We start from the raw sequence: 24,435 nt of genomic DNA, 5'->3' as shown, positions 1-24,435 counted from the left end.
CATTATGGTCGGCCCTTTTTTATTGGTGGCCGGATCAGAGGAATTTGCTGCGTAATGCAGAGGTAGGGATCATACAGGCGTCCTTTTTGCCAAACCAGCGGTAGCGGTTACGGGCGATCTGGTTATAGACGGCATCCCGCAGGAAGGCAGGCAATATCATGAACAGGTAAAGACAATAATAGGGAAAACCGAGATGACGGACTACCCGTAATGCGGCTGTACTGCGTTGATAGACTTTTCCTTCTTCTATCAATATAAAGGAAGAGCGGCTTTCGAAAGAAGTTTGGTATTGTTGTGCAAGGAGGGTAGCCGCTTCCGATTGCAGGGAGGCAAAGCGGAAGCGGTCCGCTCTATCGTGGCGGATGACGAAGTTGACGCTGTTATTACAGAGATTGCAGACGCCGTCAAATAGTATGACCGGATGGGTGATGTCCATACCAGGGGGATTTATCAGGAGTATCCATCTACCAGTACTTCGTAGAGTTTGATCTTCAGTTCTTCGAGGGAGATGTCCTGTATCAGGTTGCCATCCTGTGCATAGGAGACGGTGCCTCTTTCTTCTGAAACGATGATAGCCAGGTTGTCGCTATGTTCGGTGATACCGACAGCGGAGCGATGGCGCAGGCCCACGCGGGAAGGGAGGTTAGGATTCTCTGATACGGGGAGGATGACTTTAGCGGCCAGTATTTTATTGCCGACGATGATCAGGGCGCCGTCGTGCAACGGGCTGTGTTTTTCGAAGATACTTTCTATCAATTTGGCGCTTACATTTCCTTCTATGGAGATGCTGGAGGCGGTATCAAACTTTACACGGTAGGTAGTAGCGATGACGATCAGCGCGCCGGTGCGGGTGGCGCACATGTGGCTGATAGCGATGATGATCTCATTGATCATATTTTCCTCTTCCTTGTAGCTCTTGAATTTGTCGGGCAGGAACAGTTTGGTAAGGAAGCTGTCTTTGCTCAGGGGTGTTTTTTTGCCCAGTACGAGGAGGAACTTACGTATCTCGGGTTGGAAGATGATGATAATGGCGATCAGGCCGACGTTGATAAAGCTCTGGAGGATGGTGGTGAGGATCGGCATATTGAGTACCTGCACCAGGAAGTAGGCGGCATATACCATCAAGAGGCCTACAAATATATTGAAGGCGAGACTACCTTTCAGCAGCCGGTATAGTTGTATAATGAGAAAGATCACTATCAGCAGGTCCAGAATATTCAGCCAATTTAACTTATATCCATAAAATTGAAACACTTCCATCATATTGTAAATGTACTGATTTAGAGATTGATAACATGCTATCTTATTGCGCCTGCATATATTCTACTATGCGGATAGCTTCTACGGCAGCGGCTACATCGTGTACACGTAATAGTTGGGCGCCCTGTTGCAAGGCGATGGTGTGTACGGCGGTGGTGCCATTCAGTGCGTTGGCGGCATCTGTTTCCAGGAGTTTATAGATCATGGATTTGCGGGAGACGCCGACGAGGAGGGGGTATTGCAGCAGATGAAAGGTGCGGAGATGTTTGAGCAGGGTATAGTTGTGTGCAAGGGTTTTGCCGAATCCGAAACCGGGATCTATGATGATATCGTTAATGCCTGCTTCGCGGCAGGCGGCTACTTTGCGGATGAAATAGTCCAGCACTTCCTGTACAACATCACCGTATTGGGGTTGGCGTTGCATGGTAGCGGGCGTGCCCTGCATGTGCATGGCGATGTAAGGTGCACGATGTTGAGCTGCTACATGGATCATGTCCGGGTCCAGCTCGCCGGCGCTGATGTCGTTGATGATAGCGGCGCCGGCCTGCAAGGCTTTTTCGGCGACGCTGGCGCGGTAGGTATCTACTGAAATGACAGCCTGCGGATACTGATGTAGGATCGCATGGATGGCGGGGAGCAGGTGGTCGAGTTCTGCCTGCCCGCCGATATCGGCGGCGCCGGGGCGGGTGCTTTGAGCGCCCAGATCGAGGATGGCGGCGCCCGCCTGCAGATGTGCCGCCGCCTTGTCGAGCACCTGGTGCAGGTGTTTACTGCGGCTTTCCGTATAGAAAGAATCGTCGTTGACATTAATGATACCCATGACAGCCGGGCGGGAGAGATCCAGCAGGTGTCCGCGGCAGTTGATAGTAAAAGTATTTGCAGCATTCATAGCGGTTAGATTAAAATACTACGGTACAAATAGCCCGGCGTGGTACATATACCGGGTATCCCTCGGTTCCGGCAGACGGTCTGCCGGGACATTCTCGTAAGAATTGTTTATTTTGCCCTGCAAATTTAAAACAAAGCAGTTATTAATCGTTTAATCATCAGTACAGTATACATTATATACGGTCGAAATGATGGTTGAACGGTACTAACACCCGGTATATCTTTTTATGGAGCAGACATTGGCACAATACCAGCAGGCGCTGGCGGTATGTAAGGAAATATTTGGCAAGAAAGCGAAGGATTACGGCACCTCCTGGCGGGTATTGCGTCCTATTGCGGTGGCTGATCAGCTGTTCATCAAAGCGCAGCGTATTCGTAATATACAGGAGCTGGGGACGCAGAAGGTGGATGAAAATATCGACGGAGAGTTCCGTGCCATCGTCAACTATGGTATTATCGGGCTGATTCAGTTAGGGGAACATGGGAATCCCTATGAAGACCTGCCAGTGGAAGTAGCGCTGCGGCTGTATGAAGAGCAGGCCGCTTTTGTGCAGTCGGTGATGCTCGACAAAAACCACGACTATGGAGAAGCCTGGCGTAATATGAGCCAGGAGTCTTTTGTAGACCTGATACTCACCAAATTGCTACGCATACGGCAGATCGTCCGTAATGACGGCAAGACCCTGATATCCGAAGGTATCGATGCCAACCTGGTAGATATCATCAACTACGCGCTGTTTGCGCTGATCAAGATCAGCGAACAGCCCGTTAAATAATGATTGTCCATGCCTTTGCAAAAGGCTATCTTATACACTACCTTATTTAAAGCAATTATGAAGATCGTCCTAAACCTGTTACGCATTATAGTAGGAGTGCTGTTTATCTTTTCCGGTCTGATCAAAGCGAATGACCCGCTGGGGCTGAGCTATAAGATGGAAGAGTTTTTCGAGGTACTGCACCTGACGTTCCTGTCCCCTTACTCGCTGGCATTTTCTGTATTGATGAATGCTTTTGAGATCATTGCCGGTGTGGCGGTGTTACTGGGATACCGGATGCGCCTGTTCTCCTTCCTACTGCTGTTGCTGATCCTGTTCTTTACTTTCCTGACAGGCTTTGCACTATATAGCGGTAAGATACGCGAATGCGGTTGTTTTGGCGATTGTATCAAATTGTCTGCCGAAGGTACGTTCTACAAGGATGTAGCGCTGCTGGTGATGATACTGGTGATCTTTATCTACCGGGATCGTATCCAGCCATTGTTCAGCGCCAAAGCAGTGGGAACACTGATGATCCTTTTCACCGTTTTCTCTTTCGGCATTCAGTGGTATACCTTGCGTCACTTACCATTTGTAGACTGCCTGGCTTATAAGGTGGGTAACAATATCCCGGACAAGATGAAGCTGCCTCCCGGCGCTACACCAGATGTATTTGAGACGGTACTGATCTATGAAAAGAACGGAGAGAAAAAGGAGTTCACCATGGAGAACTATCCCTGGCAGGACAGCGCATGGGTCTATGTAGACCGTAAGGATAAGCTGGTGAAGAAAGGGAATGCAGAGCCGGCGATCAAAGATTTTATACTTACCGACTTTGACGGTGTGAACCAGACGCAGGTGATCCTGACGGAGTTGAAGCCGGTATACCTGTTCCTCGTCAAGAATGTAGATGAAGCCGGTAGCGGTTGGGATGCCAAAATGAGAGGCATCCAGGAAAAAGCTGCCGGTTCCGGCGCCCTGATATACGGTATCACTGCATCGGGCAAGGAAGCGACTGATGCTTTCAAACAGCAACACGGCCTTAACTTCCCGTTTGTACAGATGGACGGAGTGGCTATCAAGACGGCCGGCCGTAGTAATCCCTGTCTGATATTGCTGGAGAAGGGAACGATAAAAGGTAAATGGCATTATAACGATATTCCCTGATCATAAGGCCGGTATGCGGACAGCCTGCTGGCCATATTAAATTTTGTCGGTATTGCGATTCCTCTTAAGAAAGACCGGGTATGGATTACTGGTACTGGCTGGTGTGGTCGTGCTGGTGTTTTTCCTGTTCAACGTCTTACCCGGTGATCCTGCCCGGCTGACACTGGGGCAGCGGGCGGATGTGGCCTCCCTGGAGAATGTCCGCAAAGAGCTGTACCTGGACAAACCCCTGCGTACACAATTCCTGCGCTATATTAACGACCTTTCCCCGCTGGGTATACATGCCCGTAGTGACTTGCAGGATAAGCTGCACGGGGTGGCGCTGTTGCCGCTGCCGGGCGATCGGGTGCTGGCGTTGAAGACGCCTTATCTGCGTCGTTCTTACCAGGGGAAAAAAGAGGTATGGCAGATCCTGACGGAGGCGCTGCCCGGTACGCTGGTGCTGGCGCTGGCGGCTATGCTGTTCGCCACGGTGGTAGGGATATCACTGGGCGTCTTGTCCGCTGTAAAGCAGCATACCTGGCTGGATACGGGCGCCGTATTTGCCAGTGTGGCGGGGATATCGGTCCCTTCATTTTTTGCCGGCATCGTACTGGCGTATTTATTTGGTTTTGTACTGAGTGCTTATACCGGGTTGCATATGACGGGCAGCCTTTTCGATACCGATCCTTTTGCCGGGCGGCAGCTGAACCTGGGCAACCTGGTACTGCCGGCCATCACCCTGGGCATCCGGCCGCTAGCCATCATCGTACAGCTGACCCGCGGGGCTATGCTGGACGTATTGCACCAGGACTATATCCGGACGGCCTATGCCAAGGGGCTGGGGCGGCGGGCGGTGATCTGGCGGCATGCGCTGCCTAATGCCCTGAACCCGGTGGTGACAGCCATCACCGGATGGTTTGCCGAGCTGCTGGCAGGGGCTTTCTTCGTAGAATATATCTTTGGCTGGAAGGGCATCGGCAAGGTCACGGTAGATGCGCTGGAGAAGTTCGACTTCCCCGTATTAATGGGATCTGTACTGTTTACGGCCGGTATCTTTGTGATCATCAATCTGCTGGCCGACCTCTTATATACCTTGATAGATCCCCGGATCAAGCTATAGTGGCTGATCTTAATGAAAAATGGAAAAAAAGTCCACTTTTTTTGTAACAAAGCATTTCCGCAGTCGTCTCCTTCATATACAAACACACAGAAAGCTGGAATTGTCGTCCTTATGTCGTTAGAATTGTTCCTTTCCCAAGTCGTTCCCGTCAGGCAGAAGCTGTACCGCTTCGCATTCCGCCTGTTGGGGAATGAGGAGGATGCGAAGGACATCATTCAGGACGCACTATTAAAAGTATGGCATCAGCAGGAGCGGATGGCGGAACTGCAGAACCTGGAGGCCTGGTGTATGCGCATCACGCGTAACCTGGCGTTGGATAAGATCAAGTCGCGGAAGTACCGCATGTCGGAGGACCTGGAGCGGGCAGACCATGTGCCGGTAGCTTATCAGCAGGACCCGCATATGGCGGCAGAGAAACAGGATGTGATGAAGAAGGTACACGCCATCATACATACCTTACCCGAGAAATACCGTACCATCATACAGCTGCGCGATATGGACGGTTACTCTTACCAGGAGATCGCTGATATCCTGGAGGTGGAGATGAGTGAAGTAAAGATTAACCTGCACCGGGCGCGCAAGGCGGTGCGGGAAAAACTACAAAACATGGAGGTGTATGGAATATAAAGAGATCAGGCAGCTGCTGAAAAGATATTGGGAGGCGGAGACTTCCCTGGAAGAAGAGGCCGTATTGCAGGCTTTCTTTGCAGCACATGCCGGTGAGGAGCTGCCCGAAGACCTGCGGGAAGCGGCGCCTTTGTTTGCCTACTTCGGCCTGGAGCATGAGTTGGCGCTGGAGTTGCCGGAGGCGGACATCAGCTGGCCGGACTTCCACGAACGGCCGCCAATGCAGGTAATACAGGGTGGAGCCGGCAAGACGATACGTCCCTGGCAGCATTGGATGAAATATGCCGCCGTACTGCTGATGGTTGCCGGTATCGGATATGGCGTACAACGGGCACATATCAAACAAGTAGAGAGTGCTACACCGCTCGCACAGCGGGATACCTACGACGATCCGGAAAAGGCCTTTGCCGAAGCACAGAAAGCCCTGGCGCTGGTAGCCAAGAACCTGAACAAAGGTACCCGTCAGATGGAGAAGCTGACCTATTTCAACGAGGCGACCGATCGTATCAAAGAAACGAATTGAGTATTTTAATAGATCATTATGAAAAAGCGTCTTTTTTTACTGTTGCTGGTTTTGGGGAGCCTGCGTGTCAGTGCGCAACAGGGGAGTGTTATAGACCGATTTTTTGAGAAGTATGAGTCTGACCGTTCTTTTACCCTGGTGAGCATTACGCCTAAAATGTTCAGCATGTTCAGCAAAGTGTCGGTAAATTCTGTGGAGGGCAAGCGCATGATGCAGGTGATACAGAAACTGAGAGGGCTGCGTATCCTGGCCAAAGAGAACACCAAAGACGGACCACGCATGTTCAAAGAAGCGACCAGCTTCCTGGGTAAAGACTTGGAAGACCTGATGGTCGTACGGGACGGCGACAGCGACATCCGCTTTATGGTCAAAGAGAACAGCCATGGCAACATCGCTGAGCTGGTCATGCTGGTAGGAGGAAAAGATGAGTTTGTAGCCATGAGCCTGGTCGGCGATATCGACCTCAACGAGATCTCCCAGATCGCCGGTAACCTGAACATCAGCGGCTTTGACAAACTCAATAAACTGGACAGAAAGAAACTGTAATTACCTGATTATCGTTATACCAAAATCATTTCGTTATGAAACGTATATCCATCCTGACCTTCGTATTAGTAGCGGTACTGGCCGTACCAGCCCTGGCCCAAAAGAAATATCTGCGCCAGTTCCATCGTAAGTATGTAGACAAAGCCGAAACCCACCGTATCGGTGTAGGCGGTTTTTTTGTAAAGCTGGCCAGCTGGGTAATACCTGCCGAAGGCGATGAAGACACCAAAAACCTGAAACGTATACTCGGCAAAGTAGGGGGTATCAAAATATACACCATCGAGTCGGAGAACGGCCGCAGCGTGATCAACCCAGACGATATTGCCGCCCTGAAACAGAAGCTGGTAAAAAAAGGACATTTCGAGTCACTGATGGAAGTACGCAGCGACGGTGATATCGTCCATGTGATGAACAGCGGCAAAGACGACGAGATCGGCAACCTCGTCGTGCTGGTCAACGACGACGACCAGATGGTGATGATACACCTCCGTACCCGCCTGAAGATGTCGGACCTTGACTTCGTGATGAAAGAGCTGGGAAATAAAGGTTTCCTGAAACCGGAGGTCGCTAAAGAACTGCAGGAGCAGTCGCCTGTCAGCACTCCTGCCAAAGACAGTAGCGTTACTTCCAATACCGCACTCACCACCACGGCTACCGTACACTAACAACATTAGCAGAAAGAGAAAGCCCCGGTATACGTTAGTATGCCGGGGCTTTTTTTATTTGATGATGACCTCCCTGACGACCGTTTCGCCTAACATCTCATTGACCAGCTTGATGATCTTGTCTTTAGAGTAGTTCAGTTCATGTTTCAGGGGAGCGACGGAAGTAGAAATGAAGAGCTTATGGTCTATCAGCTGTATACTCTGCGTATAACGGGCGATGGTCTTCCCCATCAACTTTTCCCAGTTCTCCTGGATACGCACCTCCATATACCGGGGTTTCATCCGGCTTTTGTTGATATATTCATTCAGTGCATCCCCAATACTGGTAAATCCGTAACGCATAGCACAAAGATAGGCCTTTATTGTAACTCTCTCACCTCCGCATAGCCGTCAAATTCATAAATAGGACATCCCCGGGCAATTTCTACCGCCTCGTCCAGGTTATCAGCGGTAAGCAGGAGGAATCCGCCTACTATTTCCGTGCCTACCTGGTGGATGCCATCGCTGACCTGGGCATCCCTGCCCTTGATCAGCCTGCCATTAAGGGTAAGCCCCTTGCCGCCGGTGAGCTTGGATCGCCACTGGCCCATCCAGGATTGCCAGTGTTGCTGGTGAGCAGCTATTTCTTCCCGAGTATGTGTGCCGGTGCGGCCGTCAGGTTCCCGCATCAGAATGATGTAATTGGGCATAAGCGTGGTTTATCCGGTTTGAAAAAATGATACGGAAAGGTACGGAAAGTTGGGGGAGTGGAGAGGGGAAAGGTGTGGAAAAAGTTGTCTTGAGGAATGGGGAATTTGGTGTTAATTTGTGTGGAATGTAGCATTATATCTTAACTGAGAATAAACCCCCTGGTAATTGTTTTGATCGAAATATATATACTTATGAAATCTGTACTATTAATTATTTGTCTGTTAATCTTTCGCTTTTTGTTTCCTTAAAGTTTTACGAGGAGAATAGCAATGTACATGTCTGTGTAGAATAGATCGTGCATAACTACCATGTATTAAGTGGTGGGTATATTTATTACGTAACCCACTTGATTCCCGTTATATAGCAGATTAAAAAGTACCTGGCTTAGACTGGGCAAGATATCTAGACACACGAACATTTGTCAGAAATGCCTACAGCAAAAGACGTGGCTGCAGATAGGCGGGTCCAGAGAATGATGAATAAAAGGTTAATGTCAAAAAATGAAGAGCACATATTGCATATGATTGTGAAGAGCAAGTAATTGGAAGTGTTAAAGAATATTAAGAAAAGGACAAAATGAAATATTTATTTATGAAAAAGGGATTGCTACTATTGTTGATATTCATGGTGAAAATGATGTTTAGGGAAGATGCCGTTGCTCAGAAAGCGCCACCACTTCCTGGAAATGACCATTTGCGTATTATACCGCCAACTCCTGATGCAGCTAAGCTTGGTCAATATGGAGAGTTGAGTACAAATCTATTCAATGGAGTGCCAAATATTCAACTTCCTTTATATACGATACAATTAGGGACATTTAAATTACCATTATCCCTAGATTATACGTCGAATGGTATTAAGGTCGATGAAATAGCATCTTCAGTAGGGCTCGGATGGGTACTGAATACGGGAGGAGTTATTACTGCAAGCATTAGAGGTGGTAACGATAAGTCAGAGATAAGGCATAAACCAGCTGATATATTTAAATTCAACCCTCATGATCAGAATATCCCAGTAGGAGAAGTGATGAGTGACTATGAGTGGGCTAAAGTTATTATTAGCGGGAACTATGATACTCAACAGGATATATACTATTATACAGTCAATGGGATGTCCGGGAAATTCATTTATGATTATGATATTTCCCGGGTTATTCCCATTCCCTATGCAAATATTAAAATTGACAAGGGAGGTGCACAAATTATAGATAGTGAAGGAAATAAGTATTTATTTAACGCACGGGAAACCTCGAATACGGATGAGCGTCCTATCATAGGCAGTAAAAATAGGCCTAATCCGACATTTACTGTTTCAAGCCTTTTTTTGGAAAAGGTGATTACAAATGAAGGCAGGGAGTTATTATTTGAATATGATGAAGTCGCTGTCACTTATCTACAGGGATTATCAGAGATCAGATATGTACAACCAGGAGGAGTGACAGGTTTTTGCCCACAATTAACGATTAATGATAAGTTATATGCCAATATCAACCGCTCGATCCAACGGCGATTAAGGCGGATAACATCGGATGATGGGGCACTCGAAATAAATTTTGCCTATTCTACGCAACCAAGGGAAGATATTGCTTTTGAAAATACACGATACGGGAATGCCTTGACAAAAATTGAAATAAAATCACATACAAATTTAATTAGGCGTTTTAACTTCTATTATGATTATTTCAGAGCCTTGACCTATAACAGTAATACTTCTATTGAGGAACAATCACTCAATTCCCGGCTTAAATTAACAGCAGTTGAGGAAGAAGGGAAAGGGAAATATGAATTTGATTATGAGGAGTCCATAAAACTTCCAGCACGTTTATCTTTTGCACAAGATAGCTGGGGGTATTACAATGGAGCCAATAACAATCGTTCGCTCATTCCAGCGATTTATTTTGGTGGAACCGCTAACAGGAGTACGATCGGTACATATAAAACCGGCTGGATGATTTCTAAGATGACCTATCCAACCGGTGGCTATACCTCTTTTCGATATGAACCGCATATGACACGAGAACAAGAGCGCGAGATCACAACCCGGACAGTAAATATTGCAGAGTTATCGAATGATAAACTAGGGGCAAGAAAAGACTTTGAGATAGCTCCTGGTATGTTGTTTAATCGTATAACGATATACTGGGATTTAGCAGACGATTTTTCTCAGGCGAGGTTAACAGGGCCGGGGATTTCAAGAACATTCGGTAAAAGTGGTCGTGAATCTATTAGTCTTGGCCCTGGACAATATAGCTTAAGTATTGCGGGGAGGGGAAATGCCAGCAGGTATATAGGTATAACAGGGGAAATAGATAGTGCATATTATGTATGGAAGAACATTCCTGTGGGTGGTGTAAGAATAGCGAGTATGACTGATTTTGCTTTGTCAGGAACGGCAGTAAAAAAATATTTTAACTACAACCATCCTCAGACAGGGGAGTATAGCATTAACTATAATCACTACCCTCCTTATAATTTAGGTACTTACATTAATAGAACAATGCTTAATGCAAGTCCATATGAATGTCAGTATAATATTAACAATGCATCTTCATACCCCGAATTAGGGTCGGATAGGGCAGAATTGCCTATTGGATATCGTCATGTTACTGTTACACGGGACTCGCTTGGATATATGGGACGAATTCGATATACTTTTTCTACAAAACAAGAGGATATAAATGGGGATTTGTACACTATGCCAGATTGGTGCAGAGGATTAAATATTGAAACAGTATATGAACGATATGACGATGGGTTAAATACCTGGGCGCCTGTCAAAAAGGAACGAAACGTTTATAAAACAAATATTCATCCTACTATAGACAACAAACCTGGATATCCTGAAGAAAATGAAGAATTAGTACCATGTTTTCGAATTTCCTATTTGAAACATGAGTTGCAGCCAGGACAAGGTACAGCCATACCAGCAGAGTTTGTATATGAGGTGTTTACTTATAATTCCGGTTGGGTGAGGCTTGAACGGAAAGAAGAATATACATACAGTTCTAAAGACGGGGTGTCGCTTATAAACACGGAAGAATATTCTTATCAAAACAAGAACCATGCCCTACCCACTTTTGTAAAAACCAGAAATAGTAATAATGATATAATAACTACAACAAAAAAATACCCACATGAGTTTGCTGGTGTGCCAGTCTATGATTCGATGATCAGTCGGAATATAATTTCTCCTGTAGTAGAAGAGATAGCATTAAATGATGAAAAGATAGTGGTTAGACAAAAGAATAATTACAATTTTTATGCGGGAAATCTGATACTGCTATCAAATATTGAGAAACAGTATGGAAATGAACCATCATTTCTAAGTAGCACTTTTGATAAATATGGAAGTAAAGGGAATATTCAACAATATACGGGACAAGACGGACTTATTCATTCATTTATATGGGGATATGCTGATAAATATCCAGTAGCGGAAATAGTAGGGGTTGATTATCAAACGGCTATTAGTATCGTAAATATGAATGTTATTAATAGTTCGCTGCCAGATGAGAATTTGTTGAGAATAGAATTGGAGAAATTAAGACAAGCTTTAAAGGATAAGGCTATAATCAATACTTATACTTATTCTCCTTTAGTAGGATTGACTACTAGTACAGATCCGTCTGGTAAGATATCTTTTTATGAATATGATCAGTGGGGGCGACTAAAAGTTGTAAGAGATCATCAGGGCAAGATAGTTCGACTATTTGATTATCAATATCAATCGCCTATACAGTAATATCAAAAGTAAGTGCAGATCTATGAAATGGATACTATCTATTCTGTTTTCGTTTCCTTATATTATTAGTTGGGCACAACAACCGACAGGAGAGAACCAACCAAATGCTATTCCACAGTTATTGCCTGTTCCTTATACAAATATGAACGTTATTAATTTTACACGTATCTGGGAGCCATCCGTTTCCATCATAGATACATTGGCTGTAGTTGGTAACAATAACGTGCGGCAGGTGAAGCAGAGTAGTCAGTACTTCGATGGGCTGGGACGGCTATTGCAGACGGTAAGTAAAGGAATGGGTACCGGTGAGAAGGATATCGTTGCTCCGGTGGTGTACGATGCTTTCGGCCGGGAGCAGTTTAAATACCTGCCTTATGTATCTCCGGGTAGTGATGGGAAGTTTAAGACAAATCCTTTTGCAGAGCAGTCGCAGTTTATGAGCGGATATTACCCTGGAGAATCTGTTTACTACGGCGAGACGGAGTTCGAAGCGTCTCCGCTGAACCGGGTGATGAAATCCTACGCACCGGGTAACAGCTGGGCACGTACAGGCGGTAACCGCCCTACGGGTACGGAGTACCTGGTGAACACGGCCGCTGATGCGGTAACGATCTGGGATATGCCTATTAACGGCACTTTGCCTTCCCGCGTGGGTGCCTACCCGGCAGGTGAGCTGTACAAAAATGTGGTGAAGGACGAACGTGGTAAAAGTATTGTGGAGTTCAAAGACAAACAAGACCGGGTGATCCTCAAGAAAGTACAGCTGGCTGATAACGTAGCGGATGGACATACCGGCTGGCTTTGTACCTACTACGTATACGATGATCTCAATAACCTGCGCATCGTATTACCACCGAAAGCGGTGGAATCCCTGATCAGCAATAACTGGACCTTTGCTGCCGGGGTAGCGGAGGAGTTATGTTTTCAGTATAAATACGATGGCCGCCGCCGGATGATCGAAAAGCGGGTGCCGGGTGTAACGGCGCCTACGGAGCTCGTGTACGATGTCCGCGATCGGCTAGTATTCAGTAGAGATGGTAACCTGGCTGCTGCCGGCAAGTGGATGGTCACCTTTTACGATGGGCTGAACCGACCTACTATGACGGCTTTTTATGCCAGCACAGATGCCCGGGATGCCTTGCAGACGGGCATGAATGCCGCGGTTTCCAATACGACAACAGTTACGTACGACTTCCCGGTGCCGGGTGTACTGACCGCGAGTGAACATGATGGCCGACCCAAATACCAGGCTTCTCAAAGCATAGATTTTACAACTGGTTTTGATACCAACAGTATGGATACAGAAGGGGAGATCGTACCGGGAGGTAAGTCGGGAACTACCATACTGACGGTTACCAACCCGCTGCCTACCCTGGACGCGAACAAAGTCGATCCACTGACCTATACTTTTTACGATAACTACGATTACACGGGCGCACATGCGCTGCGGGCTGCCGATCTGAGTAAACCCCAGAGTACAGATCCTGCCCGCGAAGTAGCCACCGCTGCCAGCATTATGACCCGCGGGATGGTGACCGGTACTAAAGTGCGTGTACTGGGCACTAATCAGTGGCTCACTGCTACTTCCTACTACGATGATAAAGGCCGGGTAATACAGGCCATTGCTGATAATGTGAGTGGCAACCAGGATGTGATAAGCACCTTGTGTGCTTTCAGTGGCCAGGTGCTCAGCACTTACCAATACCATAACAATGCGAAGAGTGTCCCTACTACCACTACCCGTATACTCACGGTGCTGGACTATGACGATGCCGGCCGGTTACTCACGGTACGTAAACAGGTGAATGATCAGCCTTTAAAAGTACTCGCTACCAACGAATATGACGCGATGGGGCAGCTGAAGACCAAAACCCTGGGAAATAACCTGGAGACACTGAACTATGCCTACAACATCCGTGGTTGGCTGAAAGGGATCAACAAAAACTACATTACCGCCAACGAAACACATTTCTTCGGTACGGAGCTGCACTATGACTATGGTTATACTGCCAGCCAGTACAACGGCAATATCGCCGGTGCTACCTGGCGGAGTGCCGGAGATGGACAACGTCGTTCTTATGGTTACGGCTACGACGCAGCTAACCGTCTGCTGAAAGCGGACTTCACCGAAGGGAATGGCAGCACCTGGGCTGTCGGCGCGAAAAACTTCAGCATGCAGATGGGAGATGGTGTGAACGCGACTTCCGCCTACGATGCGAATGGTAATATCAAATCCATGACCCAGCAAGGTCTGAAAGGCACGAGTAGCGCCCCGATCGATCAGCTGACGTATGAATATTTAGCGAACAGTAATAAACTGAAAGGTGTGACCGATGCGGTGAATGATCCTACTTCCACATTGGGAGACTTTAAAGAGATCAATGGCACCAGTACGAACGACTACGCCTACGACAGCAACGGTAACCTGACCCAGGATGGCAACAAAGGTATCGCTGCGGGTGGTATCACCTATAATCACCTGAACCTGCCGGTGCAGATCACCGTAGCCGGTAAGGGCACTATCTCCTACCTGTATGATGCCGCAGGCGCCAAACTGCGTAAGACCGTGGTAGATAATACCGGTGGCACTCCTAAAACCACTATCACCGACTACATCGGTGGGTTCGTCTACCAGAATGACACCTTGCAGTTCTTCTGGCACGAAGAAGGCCGGGTACGCTGGGTAGCCGGTGGGCCGGTATTCGACTATTTCTTAAAAGACCACCTGGGCAATACCCGCATGGTGCTGACCGAACAGACGGACTTCTCCATGTATGCCGCTACGATGGAATCATCCAATGCAGCGAAAGAGAATGCGCTATTTAGCAATATCGAAGAGACGCGTACGGCCAAACCTGTGGGTTATCCATCCGGGCAGGATCAAAACGAATTCACCGCCAAGCTGAACGCCAAAAGCGGTGGCAAAAAGATCGGTCCGTCGCTGGTACTGAAAGTAATGGCTGGCGACACCATCCAGCTGAGTGCCCAGGCGTTCTATAAATCACAAGCACCTTCCAATAACAAAATCGCTACCCCGGTAGAAGATATGGTCGCCGACCTGGCGGCCGCCTTCAGCACCAGCACGCAGGAGTCCTCGATACATGGCAATGCGCAGCAGTCCGGTAACAGTCCTTTTACCAGCAACTTCTACAGCAATGATTACCAACGCCTGAAAGAACGTGACCAGGACCCGAATCAGCCCGATAAACCTAAAGCCTACCTCAACTTTGTATTGTTCGACGAGCAGTTTAACTTAGTAGAAGATAACAGCGGGGTGAAACAGGTGAAAGCAGAGCCGGATCAGTTGCAGCAGTTAGCCGTCGATAAGAGGGTGATGAGCAAGAGCGGTTATCTGTATGTGTATACTTCCAATGAAAGTCAGCAGGATGTGTTCTTTGATAATGTAATGGTGGGTAGAGCCGCAGGGCCTATCCTGGAGGAGACACATTATTATCCATTTGGATTGACGATGGCGGGGATCAGTAATAAAGCCATTGGGCCGTTGGAGAATAAGTATCAATACAATGGGAAAGAGTTACAGTCGAAGGAGTTCGGAGATGGATCAGGATTGGAGTGGTATGACTATGGTGCAAGGACGTATGATCTGCAAAATGGAAGATGGGGAGTTGCCGATCCCAAAGTTGAGAAATACGAAGGGATCTCTCCATACACTTATACTTATAACAATCCTATTAGATTTATTGATATAAAAGGAGAAGATCCTGGTGACGTTGTTGTAGCCTTTGGTGGTGCAGATATTTTTGGAAAAAAGGGGAAAGGAGGTGCTCCATTAATTATTCAACAGTTACAACAGGAATATCTCAATAAAAAAGGTGGAAATGCAGAATCCTTTTATTCTAAATATTGGAATACATTTCATCTCAACGCGGAAAGTTTGGATAATGCGACGCAAAGCGCCTATGACTACGTGTTGGCAAATTATAATAAAGACAATGGTAAAGATGTTGAAGGTGGAAAAATAGTATTGGAAGGATACAGCTATGGAGGAGTATTGGCAATGCATTTGGCAGCTAGGTTGAAAAAAAACAGCGTCCCCGTTTCCTTATTAATTACAGTGGATGCTGCCGCAGGACCTGAATCAAATAATATTAATAGGACGGTGTCCTCAAATGTAGACAAGAACATAAATATTTATCAAACTAATCCCTCCATTGTAAGGTCACATGGGGACAAAAATAAAACGCAAGAGGGAAGCCAAACGAAGGTAGTGAACATAGATGTCACTAGTATTACCAATGAGCATGGCAAGATTGATGAATATGCTTTGAAAGCAGTTGTAAATAGGATTTTAGCGGATCTTAACAAGAAAAGAAAAGTAGATAATTAAATCATTATTATGGTTATTCCAATGAGAAATATGTTCTTAGCTTTCCTATACTTTATAGGAGCAATTCTAGTTTATCCCATTTTATTATATTTTTTGCAAAATTATAAGATCATTTATAGTTACTTACCATTACTTCCCCTTCATTCATATATCCAAGTGTTTTTCAGTGGACCATTTTTAATTGTTGTAGGTGGAATACTTTTTTTCAGATATAAACATAAAGTATTCGGACTATGTTTCTTTTTAACAGGAGTACTTTGGATAGGAGCAATTTTTTATGAATTAATAGCTAAAAACCTATAACATACCTAGTTTAGGATTAAAAAGATTCTACTCACCGGCATGTCCGGTACTGGAAAAGCAACATTAATAGCGGCATTAGCTTCAATAAGCTATGCCGCTGTCGATTTGGATACAGCGGAATACTCCATAGGGGTAGATGCAGCGCTGGGGTCTGCGTATGCTGACAATGAGGTAAAACCAGGCAAGGACTGAGTATTGAATGAGTAACGTGTAAATGATCTGTTGGCAAAGGATGATAACGATGTGCTGTTTGTAATTGGCACAGCCAGTCATATGGAGAAGTTCATGGATCAGTTTGATCATGTGATATTACTTACTGTACCTGATGAAGTGATTGTGCTGCGTTTGCTGAAAAGAACAGGTGCCGCCTATGGGCAGTCAGAAGCAGAGATAGCACCCGCATTGCAGCTGAAACACGAAATAGAACCTTTACTGGGAAGCTTACAAAAAGGGAATTTGCAGAAATCGTTGCCTATGCCGAGTCTGTTGTAGGTAACTATCGGAAAAATGGGGCATTGAAAATGGTGGATGCTAAAGGAAATATTTACTATCAAAACGTTATTAGTTTTTATGGTAATGAGAGATTCGATTTCGCGATTGGTAGTGTAACGGTAACATTTAATGAGCGTGGTAAGGCTATTGGTTTCTTCGATGTTTATGATTTCGATCCAAAGCTTTATAGTAAACGAGGGCTCTTGGCTGAAACTGTTACAAGAGTTGTTTACAATAATAGTCCCTCAATGGCAAAACCTAATTTTATATACTATGGTATTAATTCAGCTAAAAACATGAATTCAATTCGCTGATACACATGAAAAAAATAACGTATTTTTTGCTTTCTGCTATTATCATTATTCCAATGGCCTATGGATATCTTTATTATACTAGGTTTTCAGAGGCTGAGAAGATTTCAGGATTTAAAATCCTTTAGGAGCAGAAATAGTTGAAAAAACTAAAAAGGCAGATGATTTTGATGGCAGTAATTTTTTATTTTTTGCTATAAAATTGAATGATGAAGAATACCAGGATTTATTTGAGCAATGTAAAAAGAGGAAATTTAAGCAAGGACCAGTTGCACCGTTAATTTATTCGAATGAATATGTGCATAAAGAAGATCCTGTTATATTTCAACTTACTAATTTTGACTTCCCGGACTATGATCTGGTTGTCTTAAATACTAAAAAAAGACTATTGATCGTATATCGTAGTGAAGTAAACAAAAGTAGATAGCTCCTAAATAGCAAGAAACGGATGTTATTTAGTATTGAATATTTGCTAAAGAAATAACAACTAATAGTAAATGCTTTACAAATATAGCTGGCTTTATTAACAGCGGCATTCGCTTCAATAAGACTTACATTTAAGCTTGAGGTTTTCATTGAAAGTAAGTATCCTTATATGGCGAAATATAATCTATTCGGTAAAGCAGAACTGTATCGTGAAAATGGGAGGTGGGAGATAAGAAGGAAATAAACGATTGGACGTAAATTAGGTAACCTATGAATATTGTAACTGAATTAAACGAAATAAATGAATTGCTGAATTCGTACGCTGGTGCAAAATTTCAGATAAAGGGATATACAGATAGCTTGCAGAAAATAGTGATAAGGCTGGCTGTACCAGATCGAAAGGAAGTATTATATATGGTTGCTGTTGGTTGTCGTTCGGTAAGTGGATTGTTTAGTTTTTCAGGAGCTGACATAGAGGTATCGAAAGAGTTAGCAGAAAATAAGCTTGATGTTTTGATAACGGTAAAAGATAAATCTGGAAATTTTCTGCTACAGGCTGATGCAGGATTGGGCTTGGCAAAGGGTTTAGAATCAGAATTCGGAGATATATTCGGAGACTTTTTGAAAGGGAAATAAGTTAGATGAAAGACAACTTAGCCTCGCTTATCACTTTGTATTCCGGAAAAATTACCGACGAGCAGTTTGTCTTTGACGGAAAGAATTATGATGAGGAACTGGGCGTCGAAGTGGATCAAGTTAGTCATAGAAAAGCAAGTGCATAATTCCTCAGTGCTATTCGTCGATAGTGGCGAAGATATCGCCTCTTGTTAAATATGATCGCAGGCACTGATACAATTGAATGGCTGTATCTGGCAGTAGAAATAGAGGTTGAGTATTTGAGTTATAATAATCCATTTCAATTTGCGAGGAAATCGTATCATGGCGCTTGCCCGGATCGGAATTTCAGCGGCTATTAACTATATTAAACCTTTAGCCAATAGTAATAATCCGATTATTGCAGGATATGCAGAAAAGAAATTAATTTATCTTTCTCAGTAATGAAAAAGATCCTCCTCACCGGCATGTCCGGCACTGGAAAAGCAACATTAACAGCGGCATTAGCTTCAAGGAGCTATGCCGCTGTCGATTTGGATACAGCGGAATACTCCATAGGGGTAGATGCAGCGCTGGGGGCTGCGTATGCTGACAATGAGGTAAAACCAGGCAAGGACTGAGTATGGAATGAGCAACGTGTAAATGATCTGTTGGCAAAGAATGATAACGATGTGTTGTTTGTAAGTGGCACAGCCAGTAATATGGAAAAGTTCCTGGATCAGTTTGATCATGTGATATTACTCACTGCACCTGATGAAGTCATCGTGCAGTGTTTGCAGACAAGGTCGGGTACTGCCTATGGACAGTCAAAGGAAGAAATAGCACGTGTATTGCGTCTGAAGCACGAGATAGAGCCTTTACTCCGAGAAGGCGCCGACCTGGAAATAAACACAGATATGCCGGTGGAAGCAGCGGTAGCATTAATACGCCATCATATAAAACACTGATCACCCCTCCATTTCAATCAACTGTAAACATGCCGGATCATGAGCAAAAGCCGCCTGTACCCGCTCTGCATGGGTATCGGTGATGAACACCTGCCCGTAGGCATCGCTGCTCACCAGCTGTATCAGCCGTATGACCCTTTCCTGATCCAGTTTTTCGAAGATATCGTCCAGTAGCAGGAGCGGAGGGAATTGTTTAAAGTTTTTGAGTACTTCAAACTGGGCCAGTTTGAGGGCAAAGAGAAAGCTTTTACGCTGACCCTGGGAGGCGTTGGTTTTCATGGGATGGTCATCCAGCAGGAATAGTAGGTCATCGCGATGGATACCGGCGCTGGTACGTTGCAAGAGCAGGTCTTTCGGACGGTTGACCCGCAGCTGGGTAGCCAGGTCTTGCTCCAGTAAGGAGCATACATAGCGGATGTTGACTACTTCATGTTTACCAGCGAGGAAGTCGTAGCGGGATTGCACCTGGTTGATGAAATCCAGTAGGAAAGCGCGCCGGCATTCGAAGATAGGGGTGCCATGTTGTACCAGCTGCTCGTCGAATACCTCCAGCAGACTGTCCAGGCTGCCGGATTGGGTAGCGGCAGACTTCAGCAGGCTGTTCCTTTGTTGTAGTATCTTTTGGTATTGGATGAGGTGATCCAGGTAGCCGGGATATAACTGTGACAGGAGGGTATCGAGCCATTTACGGCGTTCTTCGCTGCCACCGAGGATGATCTCGGCATCATCCGGGGCGATCATCACGGCAGGATATTGCCCGATATGCCGGGAAAAACGGTCATAGCTCTCGTCATTCAGGGAGATATCTTTTTTCCCATCTTTGACGGTACAGATGATCTTTCCTGCTTGTCCTTCTTTGTCCAGCAGCCCTTCTATCCGGAAACCATTGCTGTCATATTGGGTGTTCTGGCTCTCTACACTGTTGAAATAGCTGCGGGTAAAGCACAGGTAATAGATGGCATCCAGCAGGTTGGTCTTGCCGGAGCCATTGCGGCCGGTGATGCCTATAATCCTTTTATGAAAGCGGAAATGGCTTTGTGTATAATTTTTAAATTGTACCAGTGATATATGTCGTACTGTCAGCAAATGATCTCTTGTTTAAGTCGTCCAAACCGGCAGGGGAGGGCAGGGAAGCCCCGCTTGATCCGTATTTTTAATTAGATATATCTTTAATTCCTTCTCGGCCAATACCTTCAATTAAATGTTTAACCGCCGCCTGGAAATAGTTCTAAATCCCAAAATTACGTCAGGTATTTAGTTTTTAGGATTTTCCTGTTATATTTGCGAACAAATTAAGAAACAGTGGCTACAAAAACAGAAGTGAAGACGAAGTTCACCAAAGAAACGTACTTGTACTGGTATGAATTGATGCTCTTGCTGCGCCGTTTTGAAGAGAAAGCGGGCCAATTGTATGGTATGCAGAAGATCCGCGGTTTTTGCCACTTGTACATCGGACAGGAAGCAATAGCGGCAGGCGCAATGACAGCTACAAAACCCGGAGATAAGTTCATCACCGCTTACAGGGATCACGCACTGGCGATCGCCAAAGGCATGTCTCCTAACGAGTGTATGGCGGAATTGTATGGTAAAGCGACTGGCTGCTCTAAAGGTAAAGGTGGTTCCATGCACTTTTTCTCTAAAGAACACAATTTCTTCGGCGGTCATGGTATCGTAGGTGCGCAGATCGGTACTGGTGCAGGTCTTGCTTTCGCAGAACAATACCAGGGCACTGACAATGTGGTACTCTGTTTCTTCGGAGATGGCGCTGCCCGTCAGGGTATCCTCCACGAGACCTTTAACATGGCCATGCTGTGGAAACTTCCCGTGATCTTTATTTGTGAGAACAACAGATACGCCATGGGTACCTCGGTAGAGCGTACATCTAACGTATTGGATATCTATAAGTTAGCGGATGCTTACGACATGCCCAGCGATTCTATCGATGGTATGAGCTGCGAAGCAGTGGCCGAAGGCCTGGAAAGAGCCGTAAAACGTGGCAGAGAAGGGAACGGTCCTACCCTCGTAGAGATCAAAACCTACCGCTATCGTGGCCACTCGATGAGTGACCCCGCTAAATACCGTACTAAAGAAGAGGTAGAAGAATATAAAGAACAAGATCCGATTAACGTAGTGCTGAAGACCATTCAGAAGAACAAATGGGCGACAGAAGAAGAGATCGAAGCCATCAACGAAAAAGTGAAGAAAGAAGTGGAAGACTGTGTTCAGTTTGCTGAAGAGTCCCCTTGGCCTTCCGATGATGAACTGCTGAAAGATGTTTATATCCAGGAAGATTATCCGTTCATTGTAGACTAAGATATTATAAAAAAGGTTAACAAGCCGTTCGGAATGAACGTGAATTGTTAACCTTTTTTATATTTGCAGGGGGAAATAAGAAAAAACCTTATACCTCAATGATTTAAAATTTATCAATTAAACCTTCAAATGGCAGAAATTAAAAATAAAGCCACTAACGCACCTGCTAGCAGCCAGGACTTCGATCTGGAAGGCTCCATGCATAAAGCAGAAGATTTCTACGTAAAGAATAAGAACACCATCAACATCGCCCTGCTCGCAGTAGTACTGGTAGTGGGTGGTTTCTTCGCCTACAACCGGTTTGTTAAAGCCCCCAACGAGAAAAAAGCACAGGAAATGATCTTCCACGCACAGAACTATCTGGCAGTGGATTCCTTTAAACTGGCCCTCAACGGAGATGGTAACAACTACGGTTTCCTACAGGTAGCCGACAAATTCGGTGGCACCAAAGCCGGTAACGTCGCCAAACTGAGCGCCGGTATCTGTTACGTGAAATTGGGAGATTTCCAGAAAGGCATCGATATGCTGAAATCCTTCAGCGCTAGCGATAAGCTGTTACAGCCGACCGCATGGGGATTGATCGGTGATGCATATATGGAACTGGGCAAAACAAATGAAGGTATTGACTTTTACAAAAAAGCAGGTCACTATAATGATAACGAACTGACCTCTCCCGTATACCTCTTCCGTGCTGGTATGGCATTGGAAAAAGCTGGTAAACCCGAAGATGCAGTAGCTATCTACAAAGAGATCAAAGAAAAATATCCCCAGACAAACGAAGGCAGGGAAATGGATAAATACCTGTCCCGCCTGGGTGTAGTGAAGAATTAATCGCCGGTGCCGGCAGTAGCATCGCCTTGCTGCCGATACCGACATCGAAATTATAATTATGTCAATTAATAACGAAAGTTTATTAAACGATGCTGGCATTCTCAATCTGGAGGATGCCAGTGTTGTTATGGTGTATACCGAATGGAATGATGAGGTAACAGGAGAATTGATAGCCGGCTGCGAACGCGCATTGACTAAATACAACGTATCCAAAACCACCAAACTACAGGTACCCGGCGCATTTGAGCTGCCATTTGCCTGTAAACAATACTGGGAAAGAACACAGGGGACAGGCACACAACCTGGCGCTATTATTGCATTCGGATGTGTCATCCGCGGAGAAACACCGCATTTTGACTATGTGTGTAAAGCCGTGACCGAGGGTATCCTGCAATTGAACCTTCAGTTACCCATCCCTGTTATATTCGGTGTACTGACGGTAGATAACATGCAACAGGCACAGGAAAGACTGGGTGGCGCACATGGACATAAAGGAGAAGAGGCAGCAGTAACTGCACTCAAAATGATCGGTATGATGAGACAACTCAACCGGTAACCGTTACGCTACAAGAAAAAGCTTTTATTATTAGAGAATGCTCCCGGTAACAAAGACACTCCCGTTATCCGGTATCCAACCGGATCAACCCGACTACGCATCGCTGCCGGAAGAAAAATATATGAGGAAATGAACGTACAGCTTTTTATACCTTGTTTTGTGGATCAACTCTATCCTGAGACAGGATTCAACATGGTAAAAGTGCTGGAGAAATTAGGTTGTACGGTCAGCTATAATCCAAATCAGACCTGCTGCGGACAACCCGCTTTTAACGCGGGCTATTGGAATGAATGCCGCTCTGTCGCTACCAAGTTCGCCAAAGATTTTCACACATTTGATTATATAGTAGCACCTAGTGGCTCCTGTACCGGCTTCGTACGAAACTACTACGGCAAATTGTTCGATAACTCATCCACCCACAACGAAGTGAAGATGCTGCGTAAGAACCTCTATGAATTCACAGAGTTTCTGACAGAGATATTGCATGTAACAGATGTAGGCGCATCCCTCCCCGGCACCGCTACCTATCATGATGCCTGCGGAGCATTACGCGAATGTGGGATAAAGGATGGCCCCCGCCAGCTACTCGCCAACGTAAAAGGCCTCGAACTGCGGGAAATGAATGACAGCGAAGTATGTTGCGGATTCGGTGGCACATTCGCCGTGAAATTCGAGCCGATCTCCATCGGTATGGGAGAACAAAAAGTGATGAATGCCCTCGATAGCGGCGCCGATTATATGATCAGCACCGACCTGTCCTGCCTCATGCACCTGGAAGGGTACATCCGTAAACATGGACATCCTATCAAAACCATGCATATCGCCGATGTACTAGCCAGCGGCTGGTAAATCACCCATTTTAACATCAGCAAACGTAATCAGCATATCAATATGAATTATTGGCTTGTAAAGTCTGAACCTTTTAAATACTCCTGGGAACAATTCGTGAAAGATGGCGTCACCTTCTGGGATGGCGTACGTAACTACCAGGCCCGGAATAACCTGAGAGAAATGAAAAAAGGTGACGAGGTGTTATTCTATCATAGTAACGAAGGTCTTTGTGTAGTAGGCATCGCTAAAGTAGCCAAAGAGCACTACCAGGACCCAACCACTCCCGACCCTAACTGGGTAGTAGTAGACCTGAAACCAGTGAAGGCGATCAAAAAACCAGTAACACTGGCAGAAATGAAAGCCGAAAAGAGATTGGCCAACCTCTCCCTCATCAAGCAGGGACGACTTTCCGTATGCGCCGTCACTTCGGAAGAATTTAATACTATCCTCGAAATGGGGGGTATGAAAAAATAATCCATATTCCGGGAGACCATAAGT

At 45.7% G+C, this 24,435-nt stretch carries 26 protein-coding genes; 20 read left to right on the top strand and 6 right to left on the bottom strand.

Going from position 1 to position 24,435, the window contains the following annotated elements; translation table 11 throughout:
- Positions 1-34: 34 nt before the first annotated feature.
- Genes KTO58_RS10290 through folP form a run of 3 tightly spaced genes read right to left on the bottom strand, consistent with a single transcriptional unit; the run spans position 35 to position 2,149 of the window.
- Positions 35-436 carry a thiol-disulfide oxidoreductase DCC family protein gene (locus tag KTO58_RS10290; protein WP_095839441.1) on the bottom strand — a complete coding sequence of 134 codons (402 nt, stop codon included), beginning with the start codon at positions 434-436 and terminating at the stop codon, positions 35-37.
- A 14-nt stretch (positions 437-450) separates the two neighbouring features.
- Positions 451-1,263, bottom strand: a complete 813-nt coding sequence (locus tag KTO58_RS10285) for a diadenylate cyclase (protein WP_095839442.1) — start codon at positions 1,261-1,263, stop codon at positions 451-453.
- Positions 1,264-1,303: 40 nt separating this feature from the next.
- A complete protein-coding gene (gene folP / locus KTO58_RS10280; protein ID WP_095839443.1) occupies positions 1,304-2,149 on the bottom strand; it encodes a dihydropteroate synthase in 846 nt (281 codons plus the stop codon).
- 226 nt (positions 2,150-2,375) lie between these two features.
- Between folP and KTO58_RS10275 the strand changes: the two genes are divergently transcribed.
- The 7 genes from KTO58_RS10275 (at position 2,376) to KTO58_RS10245 (ending at position 7,533) form a co-directional block, all read left to right on the top strand.
- Complete coding sequence (locus tag KTO58_RS10275) at positions 2,376-2,924, top strand: DUF1599 domain-containing protein (RefSeq protein WP_095839444.1); 549 nt, start codon at positions 2,376-2,378, stop codon at positions 2,922-2,924.
- A gap of 57 nt (positions 2,925-2,981) precedes the next feature.
- Positions 2,982-4,070, top strand: a complete 1,089-nt coding sequence (locus KTO58_RS10270) for a BT_3928 family protein (RefSeq protein WP_095841622.1) — start codon at positions 2,982-2,984, stop codon at positions 4,068-4,070.
- 52 nt (positions 4,071-4,122) lie between these two features.
- Positions 4,123-5,172: an ABC transporter permease gene (locus tag KTO58_RS10265; RefSeq protein ID WP_225860181.1), complete on the top strand. Its 1,050-nt coding sequence runs from the start codon at positions 4,123-4,125 to the stop codon at positions 5,170-5,172.
- Positions 5,173-5,283: 111 nt separating this feature from the next.
- Positions 5,284-5,799, top strand: coding sequence for a GFO_1088 family ECF-type sigma factor (locus KTO58_RS10260; RefSeq protein ID WP_095839446.1), 516 nt, complete (start codon positions 5,284-5,286; stop codon positions 5,797-5,799).
- Positions 5,789-6,322: a PG0215 family putative anti-sigma factor gene (locus KTO58_RS10255; protein ID WP_095839447.1), complete on the top strand. Its 534-nt coding sequence runs from the start codon at positions 5,789-5,791 to the stop codon at positions 6,320-6,322. The genes KTO58_RS10260 and KTO58_RS10255 overlap by 11 nt, the downstream gene beginning before the upstream one ends.
- An 18-nt stretch (positions 6,323-6,340) precedes the next feature.
- Entirely contained in the window at positions 6,341-6,868 is a 528-nt protein-coding gene (locus KTO58_RS10250; RefSeq protein ID WP_095839448.1) for a DUF4252 domain-containing protein, read from the top strand.
- 35 nt (positions 6,869-6,903) lie between these two features.
- Positions 6,904-7,533 (top strand): DUF4252 domain-containing protein, encoded by a 630-nt coding sequence (locus KTO58_RS10245; protein WP_095839449.1) that lies wholly within the window; start codon positions 6,904-6,906, stop codon positions 7,531-7,533.
- A gap of 54 nt (positions 7,534-7,587) precedes the next feature.
- On the opposite strand, the gene KTO58_RS10240 is transcribed toward KTO58_RS10245, so the two are convergent.
- Together KTO58_RS10240 and KTO58_RS10235 are read right to left on the bottom strand one after the other, a co-directional pair.
- Complete coding sequence (locus KTO58_RS10240; RefSeq protein WP_095839450.1) at positions 7,588-7,875, bottom strand: DciA family protein; 288 nt, start codon at positions 7,873-7,875, stop codon at positions 7,588-7,590.
- 17 nt (positions 7,876-7,892) lie between these two features.
- A complete protein-coding gene (locus KTO58_RS10235; RefSeq protein ID WP_095839451.1) occupies positions 7,893-8,222 on the bottom strand; it encodes a YciI family protein in 330 nt (109 codons plus the stop codon).
- Between the two features lie 592 nt (positions 8,223-8,814).
- Here KTO58_RS10235 and KTO58_RS10230 point away from each other — a divergent pair.
- From KTO58_RS10230 to KTO58_RS10195, 8 genes are all read left to right on the top strand, one after another.
- Positions 8,815-11,964: an RHS repeat domain-containing protein gene (locus KTO58_RS10230; RefSeq protein ID WP_225860180.1), complete on the top strand. Its 3,150-nt coding sequence runs from the start codon at positions 8,815-8,817 to the stop codon at positions 11,962-11,964.
- 22 nt (positions 11,965-11,986) lie between these two features.
- Positions 11,987-16,312, top strand: coding sequence for a DUF6443 domain-containing protein (locus KTO58_RS10225; RefSeq protein ID WP_095839454.1), 4,326 nt, complete (start codon positions 11,987-11,989; stop codon positions 16,310-16,312).
- Positions 16,313-16,888: 576 nt separating this feature from the next.
- A complete protein-coding gene (locus KTO58_RS10220) occupies positions 16,889-17,107 on the top strand; it encodes a hypothetical protein (protein ID WP_157753047.1) in 219 nt (72 codons plus the stop codon).
- Positions 17,108-17,136: 29 nt separating this feature from the next.
- A complete protein-coding gene (locus tag KTO58_RS10215; protein ID WP_095839457.1) occupies positions 17,137-17,421 on the top strand; it encodes a hypothetical protein in 285 nt (94 codons plus the stop codon).
- A gap of 693 nt (positions 17,422-18,114) precedes the next feature.
- Positions 18,115-18,480 carry a hypothetical protein gene (locus tag KTO58_RS10210; protein WP_095839459.1) on the top strand — a complete coding sequence of 122 codons (366 nt, stop codon included), beginning with the start codon at positions 18,115-18,117 and terminating at the stop codon, positions 18,478-18,480.
- 5 nt (positions 18,481-18,485) lie between these two features.
- Positions 18,486-18,626 carry a hypothetical protein gene (locus KTO58_RS10205; RefSeq protein WP_157753048.1) on the top strand — a complete coding sequence of 47 codons (141 nt, stop codon included), beginning with the start codon at positions 18,486-18,488 and terminating at the stop codon, positions 18,624-18,626.
- A gap of 276 nt (positions 18,627-18,902) precedes the next feature.
- Positions 18,903-19,079: a hypothetical protein gene (locus KTO58_RS10200; protein WP_157753049.1), complete on the top strand. Its 177-nt coding sequence runs from the start codon at positions 18,903-18,905 to the stop codon at positions 19,077-19,079.
- Positions 19,080-19,109: 30 nt separating this feature from the next.
- Positions 19,110-19,406 (top strand): hypothetical protein, encoded by a 297-nt coding sequence (locus KTO58_RS10195; protein WP_157753050.1) that lies wholly within the window; start codon positions 19,110-19,112, stop codon positions 19,404-19,406.
- Here KTO58_RS10195 and recF read toward each other — a convergent pair whose 3' ends face one another.
- Positions 19,407-20,492 carry a DNA replication/repair protein RecF gene (gene recF, locus KTO58_RS10190; RefSeq protein WP_095839461.1) on the bottom strand — a complete coding sequence of 362 codons (1,086 nt, stop codon included), beginning with the start codon at positions 20,490-20,492 and terminating at the stop codon, positions 19,407-19,409.
- Positions 20,493-20,708: 216 nt separating this feature from the next.
- Between recF and pdhA the strand changes: the two genes are divergently transcribed.
- The 5 genes from pdhA (at position 20,709) to KTO58_RS10165 (ending at position 24,411) form a co-directional block, all read left to right on the top strand.
- Positions 20,709-21,719, top strand: coding sequence for a pyruvate dehydrogenase (acetyl-transferring) E1 component subunit alpha (pdhA, locus tag KTO58_RS10185; RefSeq protein WP_225860179.1), 1,011 nt, complete (start codon positions 20,709-20,711; stop codon positions 21,717-21,719).
- Positions 21,720-21,848: 129 nt separating this feature from the next.
- Complete coding sequence (locus KTO58_RS10180; RefSeq protein WP_095839462.1) at positions 21,849-22,550, top strand: tetratricopeptide repeat protein; 702 nt, start codon at positions 21,849-21,851, stop codon at positions 22,548-22,550.
- A gap of 58 nt (positions 22,551-22,608) precedes the next feature.
- Complete coding sequence (gene ribH / locus KTO58_RS10175) at positions 22,609-23,106, top strand: 6,7-dimethyl-8-ribityllumazine synthase (RefSeq protein ID WP_095839463.1); 498 nt, start codon at positions 22,609-22,611, stop codon at positions 23,104-23,106.
- A 129-nt stretch (positions 23,107-23,235) separates the two neighbouring features.
- A complete protein-coding gene (locus KTO58_RS10170; protein ID WP_095839464.1) occupies positions 23,236-23,955 on the top strand; it encodes a (Fe-S)-binding protein in 720 nt (239 codons plus the stop codon).
- Between the two features lie 42 nt (positions 23,956-23,997).
- A complete protein-coding gene (locus tag KTO58_RS10165) occupies positions 23,998-24,411 on the top strand; it encodes an EVE domain-containing protein (protein WP_095839465.1) in 414 nt (137 codons plus the stop codon).
- Positions 24,412-24,435 lie beyond the last annotated feature (24 nt).

It is taken from the genome of Chitinophaga pendula (assembly GCF_020386615.1).
Classification (GTDB): domain Bacteria; phylum Bacteroidota; class Bacteroidia; order Chitinophagales; family Chitinophagaceae; genus Chitinophaga; species Chitinophaga pendula.
The sequence above is the reverse complement of the archived record's forward strand: the minus strand, read 5'-3'. Positions and strand labels throughout refer to the sequence as shown.

What these genes read in the sequence shown, in the direction of transcription:
- KTO58_RS10255 (WP_095839447.1), top strand. Translation starts at nt 5,789, where the DNA reads ATGGAATATAAAGAGATCAGGCAGCTGCTGAAAAGATATTGGGAGGCG.
- KTO58_RS10225 (WP_095839454.1), top strand. Translation starts at nt 11,987, where the DNA reads ATGAAATGGATACTATCTATTCTGTTTTCGTTTCCTTATATTATTAGT.
- KTO58_RS10180 (WP_095839462.1), top strand. Translation starts at nt 21,849, where the DNA reads ATGGCAGAAATTAAAAATAAAGCCACTAACGCACCTGCTAGCAGCCAG.
- KTO58_RS10290 (WP_095839441.1), bottom strand. Translation starts at nt 436, where the DNA reads ATGGACATCACCCATCCGGTCATACTATTTGACGGCGTCTGCAATCTC.
- KTO58_RS10235 (WP_095839451.1), bottom strand. Translation starts at nt 8,222, where the DNA reads ATGCCCAATTACATCATTCTGATGCGGGAACCTGACGGCCGCACCGGC.
- KTO58_RS10275 (WP_095839444.1), top strand. Translation starts at nt 2,376, where the DNA reads ATGGAGCAGACATTGGCACAATACCAGCAGGCGCTGGCGGTATGTAAG.
- KTO58_RS10240 (WP_095839450.1), bottom strand. Translation starts at nt 7,875, where the DNA reads ATGCGTTACGGATTTACCAGTATTGGGGATGCACTGAATGAATATATC.
- KTO58_RS10165 (WP_095839465.1), top strand. Translation starts at nt 23,998, where the DNA reads ATGAATTATTGGCTTGTAAAGTCTGAACCTTTTAAATACTCCTGGGAA.
- ribH (WP_095839463.1), top strand. Translation starts at nt 22,609, where the DNA reads ATGTCAATTAATAACGAAAGTTTATTAAACGATGCTGGCATTCTCAAT.
- KTO58_RS10210 (WP_095839459.1), top strand. Translation starts at nt 18,115, where the DNA reads ATGAATATTGTAACTGAATTAAACGAAATAAATGAATTGCTGAATTCG.
- KTO58_RS10215 (WP_095839457.1), top strand. Translation starts at nt 17,137, where the DNA reads ATGGTGGATGCTAAAGGAAATATTTACTATCAAAACGTTATTAGTTTT.
- KTO58_RS10220 (WP_157753047.1), top strand. Translation starts at nt 16,889, where the DNA reads ATGGAGAAGTTCATGGATCAGTTTGATCATGTGATATTACTTACTGTA.
- KTO58_RS10170 (WP_095839464.1), top strand. Translation starts at nt 23,236, where the DNA reads ATGAACGTACAGCTTTTTATACCTTGTTTTGTGGATCAACTCTATCCT.
- KTO58_RS10250 (WP_095839448.1), top strand. Translation starts at nt 6,341, where the DNA reads ATGAAAAAGCGTCTTTTTTTACTGTTGCTGGTTTTGGGGAGCCTGCGT.
- KTO58_RS10245 (WP_095839449.1), top strand. Translation starts at nt 6,904, where the DNA reads ATGAAACGTATATCCATCCTGACCTTCGTATTAGTAGCGGTACTGGCC.
- KTO58_RS10270 (WP_095841622.1), top strand. Translation starts at nt 2,982, where the DNA reads ATGAAGATCGTCCTAAACCTGTTACGCATTATAGTAGGAGTGCTGTTT.
- KTO58_RS10230 (WP_225860180.1), top strand. Translation starts at nt 8,815, where the DNA reads ATGAAAAAGGGATTGCTACTATTGTTGATATTCATGGTGAAAATGATG.
- KTO58_RS10200 (WP_157753049.1), top strand. Translation starts at nt 18,903, where the DNA reads ATGAAAAAGATCCTCCTCACCGGCATGTCCGGCACTGGAAAAGCAACA.
- KTO58_RS10260 (WP_095839446.1), top strand. Translation starts at nt 5,284, where the DNA reads ATGTCGTTAGAATTGTTCCTTTCCCAAGTCGTTCCCGTCAGGCAGAAG.
- folP (WP_095839443.1), bottom strand. Translation starts at nt 2,149, where the DNA reads ATGAATGCTGCAAATACTTTTACTATCAACTGCCGCGGACACCTGCTG.
- KTO58_RS10285 (WP_095839442.1), bottom strand. Translation starts at nt 1,263, where the DNA reads ATGATGGAAGTGTTTCAATTTTATGGATATAAGTTAAATTGGCTGAAT.
- KTO58_RS10205 (WP_157753048.1), top strand. Translation starts at nt 18,486, where the DNA reads ATGAAAGACAACTTAGCCTCGCTTATCACTTTGTATTCCGGAAAAATT.